General features: G+C 69.6%; 10 protein-coding genes. All 10 read left to right on the top strand.

The window, feature by feature from the left end:
• Positions 1–873 (top strand): elongation factor Tu (locus ACTUAL_RS19935; RefSeq protein WP_440901312.1); only part of this gene is annotated, 873 nt, incomplete at its 5' end.
• A gap of 410 nt (positions 874–1,283) precedes the next feature.
• Positions 1,284–1,592: a 30S ribosomal protein S10 gene (rpsJ, locus tag ACTUAL_RS19930; RefSeq protein ID WP_006946210.1), complete on the top strand. Its 309-nt coding sequence runs from the start codon at positions 1,284–1,286 to the stop codon at positions 1,590–1,592.
• A 16-nt stretch (positions 1,593–1,608) separates the two neighbouring features.
• Entirely contained in the window at positions 1,609–2,265 is a 657-nt protein-coding gene (gene rplC / locus ACTUAL_RS19925) for a 50S ribosomal protein L3 (protein WP_440901311.1), read from the top strand.
• A 5-nt stretch (positions 2,266–2,270) separates the two neighbouring features.
• Positions 2,271–2,930, top strand: coding sequence for a 50S ribosomal protein L4 (gene rplD / locus ACTUAL_RS19920; RefSeq protein WP_440901310.1), 660 nt, complete (start codon positions 2,271–2,273; stop codon positions 2,928–2,930).
• The gene (gene rplW / locus ACTUAL_RS19915; RefSeq protein ID WP_440901309.1) at positions 2,927–3,229 is read left to right on the top strand and encodes a 50S ribosomal protein L23; all 303 of its coding nucleotides are present in this window, start codon (positions 2,927–2,929) and stop codon (positions 3,227–3,229) included. Before rplD ends, rplW begins: the two co-directional genes overlap by 4 nt.
• 42 nt (positions 3,230–3,271) lie before the next feature.
• Entirely contained in the window at positions 3,272–4,108 is an 837-nt protein-coding gene (gene rplB / locus ACTUAL_RS19910) for a 50S ribosomal protein L2 (RefSeq protein WP_440901308.1), read from the top strand.
• Positions 4,109–4,132: 24 nt separating this feature from the next.
• Positions 4,133–4,414 (top strand): 30S ribosomal protein S19, encoded by a 282-nt coding sequence (gene rpsS / locus ACTUAL_RS19905; protein ID WP_440901307.1) that lies wholly within the window; start codon positions 4,133–4,135, stop codon positions 4,412–4,414.
• 26 nt (positions 4,415–4,440) lie between these two features.
• Entirely contained in the window at positions 4,441–4,815 is a 375-nt protein-coding gene (gene rplV, locus ACTUAL_RS19900; RefSeq protein ID WP_440901306.1) for a 50S ribosomal protein L22, read from the top strand.
• Positions 4,815–5,669, top strand: a complete 855-nt coding sequence (gene rpsC / locus ACTUAL_RS19895; RefSeq protein ID WP_440901305.1) for a 30S ribosomal protein S3 — start codon at positions 4,815–4,817, stop codon at positions 5,667–5,669. Before rplV ends, rpsC begins: the two co-directional genes overlap by 1 nt.
• A partial coding sequence (gene rplP, locus ACTUAL_RS19890) for a 50S ribosomal protein L16 (RefSeq protein WP_440901304.1) occupies positions 5,669–5,893 on the top strand: 225 nt, incomplete at its 3' end. The genes rpsC and rplP, both read left to right, overlap by 1 nt.

Raw genomic sequence — 5,893 nt, 5'->3', positions numbered from 1 at the left:
GTCGCCGCCACCGACGGCCCGATGCCGCAGACCAAGGAGCACGTCCTCCTGGCCCGCCAGGTCGGCGTCCCCTACATCGTCGTGGCCCTCAACAAGTCCGACATGGTCGACGACGAGGAGATCATGGAGCTCGTCGAGATGGAGGTCCGCGAGCTGCTGTCCTCCTACGAGTTCCCGGGCGACGACCTGCCGGTCGTGCGCGTCTCGGCGCTCAAGGCCCTCGAGGGCGACGAGAAGTGGGCGGCCAGCGTCGCCGAGCTCATGGACACCGTGGACGAGTACATCCCGGAGCCCGAGCGCGACCTGGACAAGCCGTTCATGATGCCGGTCGAGGACGTCTTCACGATCACCGGTCGTGGCACCGTCGTCACCGGTCGCATCGAGCGCGGCATCCTCAAGGTCAACGAGGAGATCGAGATCGTCGGCATCCGCGAGTCGTCCACCAAGACGACCGTCACCGGCATCGAGATGTTCCGCAAGCTGCTCGACGAGGGTCGTGCGGGCGAGAACGTCGGCCTCCTGCTGCGCGGCACCAAGCGCGAGGACGTCGAGCGCGGCCAGGTCATCGTCAAGCCGGGCTCGATCACCCCGCACACCGAGTTCGAGGCGCAGGCCTACATCCTGTCCAAGGACGAGGGTGGCCGTCACACCCCGTTCTACGACAACTACCGCCCGCAGTTCTACTTCCGCACCACGGACGTGACCGGCGTCGTGCACCTCCCCGAGGGCACCGAGATGGTCATGCCGGGCGACAACACCGACATGCGCGTCGAGCTGATCCAGCCCATCGCCATGGAGGACGGCCTCATGTTCAACATCCGTGAGGGTGGCCGCACCGTCGGTGCCGGCCGCGTGACCAAGATCCTCAAGTGATCTAGTCGCCGCCACGGCTCGACCGGGCCCCCGTCACCCCTGGTGGCGGGGGCCCGGTCGCGTCCCGGGGCGGGCCGTCCCGGGGAGGCCCTGGGGCGGATTTGGGTGCAGCGCGGTTGACATGGCACACTGGACAGGTTGCTTGACGCGCGGTGAGCACCCATGTGCCCGCCGCCGGCCGTCCGGCACGCGCCGCGGACAGCCTGGGTTTCCCCCAGCGTGGTCCCGGTGCGGGCGACGGCAGCGCAAGCCCCGGCCGCAGCCGGGCTCGAACACCGCCCTGTGGAGCAGATCCTGACACGGGGCACCCACGCTGGAAGGGCGACACGCCCGACCTCGGGGGTCGGGGAGAGCTCGCTGCGGACGGCCATGAATGTTCAGTAGGACGACGAGAGAGAGTCAGACAAGCGATGGCGGGACAGAAGATCCGCATCCGGCTTAAGTCGTACGACCACGAGGTCATCGACAGCTCGGCGCGCAAGATCGTTGACACGGTGACCCGTGCCGGCGCCACCGTGGTCGGCCCGGTGCCGCTCCCGACGGAGAAGAACGTCTTCTGCGTCATCCGGTCGCCTCACAAGTACAAGGACAGCCGCGAGCACTTCGAGATGCGCACGCACAAGCGCCTCATCGACATCGTCGACCCGACGCCCAAGGCGGTCGACTCGTTGATGCGTCTCGACCTGCCGGCGGACGTCAACATCGAGATCAAGCTGTAAGGACCGGTACCGACCAATGACTGCTACCACCACGCGCAGCGTCAAGGGCGTCCTCGGCGAGAAGCTCGGCATGACCCAGGTCTGGGACGCTGACAACCGCCTGGTCCCCGTGACCGTGATCAAGGCCGACGTGAACGTCGTGACCCAGGTCCGCGACGCGCAGACCGACGGCTACGCCGCGGTGCAGATCGCCTACGGGGCGATCGACCCGCGCAAGGTCACCAAGCCGCTCAAGGGCCACTTCGAGAAGGCCGGCGTCACGCCGCGCCGTCACCTCGTCGAGCTCCGCACCGCCGACGCGGCCGAGTACACGCTCGGCCAGGAGGTCACCGTGGAGACGTTCGAGGGCGGCCAGACCGTCGACGTCACCGGCACCACCAAGGGCAAGGGCTTCGCCGGCGTCATGAAGCGTCACAACTTCTCCGGCGTCTCGGCCTCCCACGGTGCCCACCGCAACCACCGCAAGCCGGGCTCGATCGGTGGCTGCGCCACCCCGGGCCGCGTCTTCAAGGGTCTGCGCATGGCCGGCCGCATGGGTGGCGTGCGCCAGACCACCTCGAACCTGACGATCCACGCCGTGGACGCCGACAAGGGCCTGCTGCTGATCAAGGGTGCCGTCCCCGGCCCCCGCGGCGGCGTCGTCCTGGTCCGCACGGCCGCGAAGGGGGCGTGAACCGCATGACGACGGTCACCATCACCAAGCCGACCGGCGGCGACGCCGGCACGGTCGAGCTGCCCGCCGAGCTCTTCGACGTGCAGACCAACGTGCCGCTCATCCACCAGGTCGTCGTGGCCCAGCTGGCCGCGGCCCGCCAGGGCACGCACGCCACCAAGACCCGCGGCGCCGTCCGCGGCGGTGGCGCCAAGCCCTACCGCCAGAAGGGCACCGGCCGCGCCCGCCAGGGCTCGACCCGCGCCCCGCAGTTCGCCGGCGGTGGCACGGTCCACGGCCCGCAGCCGCGCAGCTACGCCCAGCGCACCCCCAAGAAGATGAAGGCCGCCGCCCTGCGCGGTGCCCTCTCCGACCGCGCGCGCCACGGCCGCATCCACGTGCTGACCGGGATCGTCGAGGGCGAGGCCCCGTCGACCAAGACCGCCTGGAGCGCCCTCTCCGGCCTGACCGAGCGCCCCAACCTGCTCGTCGTCATCGACCGGGCGGACGAGATCGGCCTGCGCAGCCTGCGCAACCTGGCCGCCGTCCACGTGCTCTTCGTCGACCAGCTCAACACCTACGACGTGCTGTGCTCCGACGACGTGGTCTTCACCCAGGCCGCCCTCGAGGCCTTCGTCTCGGGCGCGTCCCGCGGCACCGCCACCACCGAGGAGGACACCAAGTGAGCACCCCGGCCCTCAACAAGGACCCGCGCGACATCCTGCTGTCGCCGGTCGTCTCCGAGAAGTCGTACGCGCTGCTCGACCAGGGTAAGTACACCTTCGTGGTGGACCCCCGCTCGAACAAGTCCGAGATCAAGAAGGCCGTGGAGAGCATCTTCGGCGTCAAGGTGAGCTCGGTGCACACCCTCAACCGCCAGGGCAAGACCCGTCGCACGCGGTTCGGGATGGGCAAGCGCAAGGACACCAAGCGCGCGATCGTGACGCTCAAGGAAGGCACCATCGACATCTTCGGCACGCTCTGAGCCGCGGGTCGAGGACGAGAAACTTAAAGGACTGCAACCACTATGGCTATCCGTAAGTACAAGCCGACGACGCCGGGCCGACGCGGCTCGAGCGTGGCGGACTTCGTCGAGGTGACCCGGACGACTCCCGAGAAGTCCCTGGTCCGGCCGCTGAGCAAGACCGGCGGGCGCAACGCCTCCGGTCGCATCACCACCCGTCACATCGGTGGTGGCCACAAGCGTGCCTACCGTGTCATCGACTTCCGCCGCGCCGACAAGGACGGCGTGAACGCCAAGGTCGCGCACATCGAGTACGACCCCAACCGCACCGCCCGCATCGCGCTGCTGCACTACACCGACGGCGAGAAGCGCTACATCATCGCGCCGAACAAGCTGCGCCAGGGCGACGTGATCGAGAACGGTCCGTCGGCCGACATCAAGCCGGGCAACAACCTGCCGCTGCGCAACATCCCGGTCGGCACGGTCGTGCACTGCATCGAGCTGCGCCCCGGCGGCGGCGCCAAGATCGCCCGCTCCGCCGGCACCCGCGTCCAGCTGGTCGCCAAGGAGGGTCGCATGGCGCAGCTGCGCATGCCCTCCGGCGAGATCCGCAACGTCGACGCCCGCTGCCGCGCGAGCATCGGCGAGGTCGGCAACGCCGAGCAGAGCAACATCAACTGGGGCAAGGCCGGCCGCATGCGCTGGAAGGGCCGCCGCCCGACCGTCCGCGGTGTCGTCATGAACCCGGTCGACCACCCGCACGGTGGTGGCGAGGGCAAGACGTCCGGTGGTCGTCACCCCGTCAGCCCCTGGGGACAGCCCGAGGGCCGTACCCGCAAGCCCAACAAGCCCAGCGACAAGCTCATCGTGCGCCGTCGCCGGACCGGCAAGAAGCGCTGAGCAGAAGCAGGGAGCTAACCAGACATGCCTCGCAGCCTGAAGAAGGGCCCGTTCATCGACGACCACCTCTCCAAGAAGGTGGACGCGCAGAACGAGGCCGGTACCAAGAACGTCATCAAGACCTGGTCCCGCCGGTCGATGATCACCCCCGAGATGCTCGGCCACACGCTGGCCGTGCACGACGGCCGCAAGCACATCCCGGTCTTCGTGACCGAGTCGATGGTCGGCCACAAGCTCGGTGAGTTCGCTCCGACCCGCACGTTCAAGGGTCACGAGAAGGACGACAAGAAGGGTCGGCGTCGATGAGCACGGCCATCAACGAAGGAAGCACCATGGAAGCCAAGGCGCAGGCCCGGTTCGTCCGGGTGACGCCCATGAAGGCCCGCCGTGTCGTGGACCTCATCCGCGGCAAGAGCGTCCCGGAGGCGGTCGCGCTCATGCGGTTCGCCCCGCAGAGCGCGAGCGAGCCGGTGCTCAAGGTCCTCAACAGCGCCGTGGCCAACGCCCGGTTCGCCGCGGACCAGCACGGCACCGCGTTCGACGAGACCGCGCTCGTGGTCTCCTCGGCGTTCGTCGACGAGGGCCCGACCATGAAGCGGTTCCGGCCGCGCGCCCAGGGCCGCGCCAGCCGCATCAACAAGCGCACGTCGCACATCACCGTGATGGTGGCTGCTCGCCCGACGACCTCTCAGGGAGGTGCCCGCTGATGGGGCAGAAGATCAACCCGTACGGCTACCGCCTGGGCATCACCACCGACCACCGCAGCCGCTGGTTCGCCGACTCGACCAAGCCGGGTCAGCGCTACAGCGACTACGTGAAGGAGGACGTCGCGATCCGCGGCCTCCTCTCCGTGGGCATGGACCGCGCCGGCATCTCCAAGGTCGAGATCGAGCGCACCCGTGACCGCGTCCGCGTGGACATCCACACCGCCCGCCCGGGCATCGTCATCGGCCGCCGCGGCGCCGAGGCGGACCGCATCCGCGGGGAGCTCGAGAAGCTCACCGGCAAGCAGGTCCAGCTGAACATCCTCGAGGTCAAGAACCCCGAGGTGGACGCCCAGCTGGTCGCCCAGGGCATCGCCGAGCAGCTCGCCGCCCGCGTGACCTTCCGTCGCGCGATGCGCAAGGGGATGCAGTCCTCGCTGCGCGCCGGCGCCAAGGGCATCCGCATCCAGGGCTCCGGCCGCCTCGGTGGCGCCGAGATGTCGCGCTCGGAGTTCTACCGCGAGGGCCGCGTGCCCCTGCCCCCGCTCCGCGCGAACATCGACTACGGCTTCTACGAGGCCAAGACCACCTTCGGCCGCATCGGCGTGAAGGTCTGGATCTACAAGGGCGACCTGACCGCCAAGGAGCTGGCCCGCGAGGAGGCCGCCGCCGGCGACCGCGGCCCGCGTGGCGGCGACCGCCGTCGTGGCGGCGAGCGTGGCGGCGACCGCGGCCCCCGCGGCGGCGACCGTCGTGGCGGTCGTGCCCCGCGTCGCGAGGACTCCGCCCCGCAGGGTGAGGCGTCCGCGCCCGCCGCCGAGGCCGCCCCCGCTACCACCGAGGGAGAGCAGTCCTGATGTTGATTCCCCGTCGAGTCAAGCACCGCAAGCAGCACCACCCGGGGCGCAGCGGCATGGCCAAGGGCGGCACGACCGTCGCCTTCGGTGACTACGGCATCCAGGCCCTCGAGCCGGCCTACGTCACCAACCGGCAGATCGAGTCGGCCCGTATCGCCAGGACGCGCTACATCAAGCGTGGCGGCAAGGTGTGGATCAACATCTACCCGGACCGCCCGCTGACC

The organism is Actinosynnema sp. (genome assembly GCF_052038725.1).
Note: the sequence above shows the minus strand (reverse complement) of the source record. Positions and strands in the feature narration are given on the sequence as shown.

What these genes read in the sequence shown, in the direction of transcription:
- rpsJ (WP_006946210.1), top strand. Translation starts at nt 1,284, where the DNA reads ATGGCGGGACAGAAGATCCGCATCCGGCTTAAGTCGTACGACCACGAG.
- rplC (WP_440901311.1), top strand. Translation starts at nt 1,609, where the DNA reads ATGACTGCTACCACCACGCGCAGCGTCAAGGGCGTCCTCGGCGAGAAG.
- rplD (WP_440901310.1), top strand. Translation starts at nt 2,271, where the DNA reads ATGACGACGGTCACCATCACCAAGCCGACCGGCGGCGACGCCGGCACG.
- rplB (WP_440901308.1), top strand. Translation starts at nt 3,272, where the DNA reads ATGGCTATCCGTAAGTACAAGCCGACGACGCCGGGCCGACGCGGCTCG.
- rpsS (WP_440901307.1), top strand. Translation starts at nt 4,133, where the DNA reads ATGCCTCGCAGCCTGAAGAAGGGCCCGTTCATCGACGACCACCTCTCC.
- rplV (WP_440901306.1), top strand. Translation starts at nt 4,441, where the DNA reads ATGGAAGCCAAGGCGCAGGCCCGGTTCGTCCGGGTGACGCCCATGAAG.
- rpsC (WP_440901305.1), top strand. Translation starts at nt 4,815, where the DNA reads ATGGGGCAGAAGATCAACCCGTACGGCTACCGCCTGGGCATCACCACC.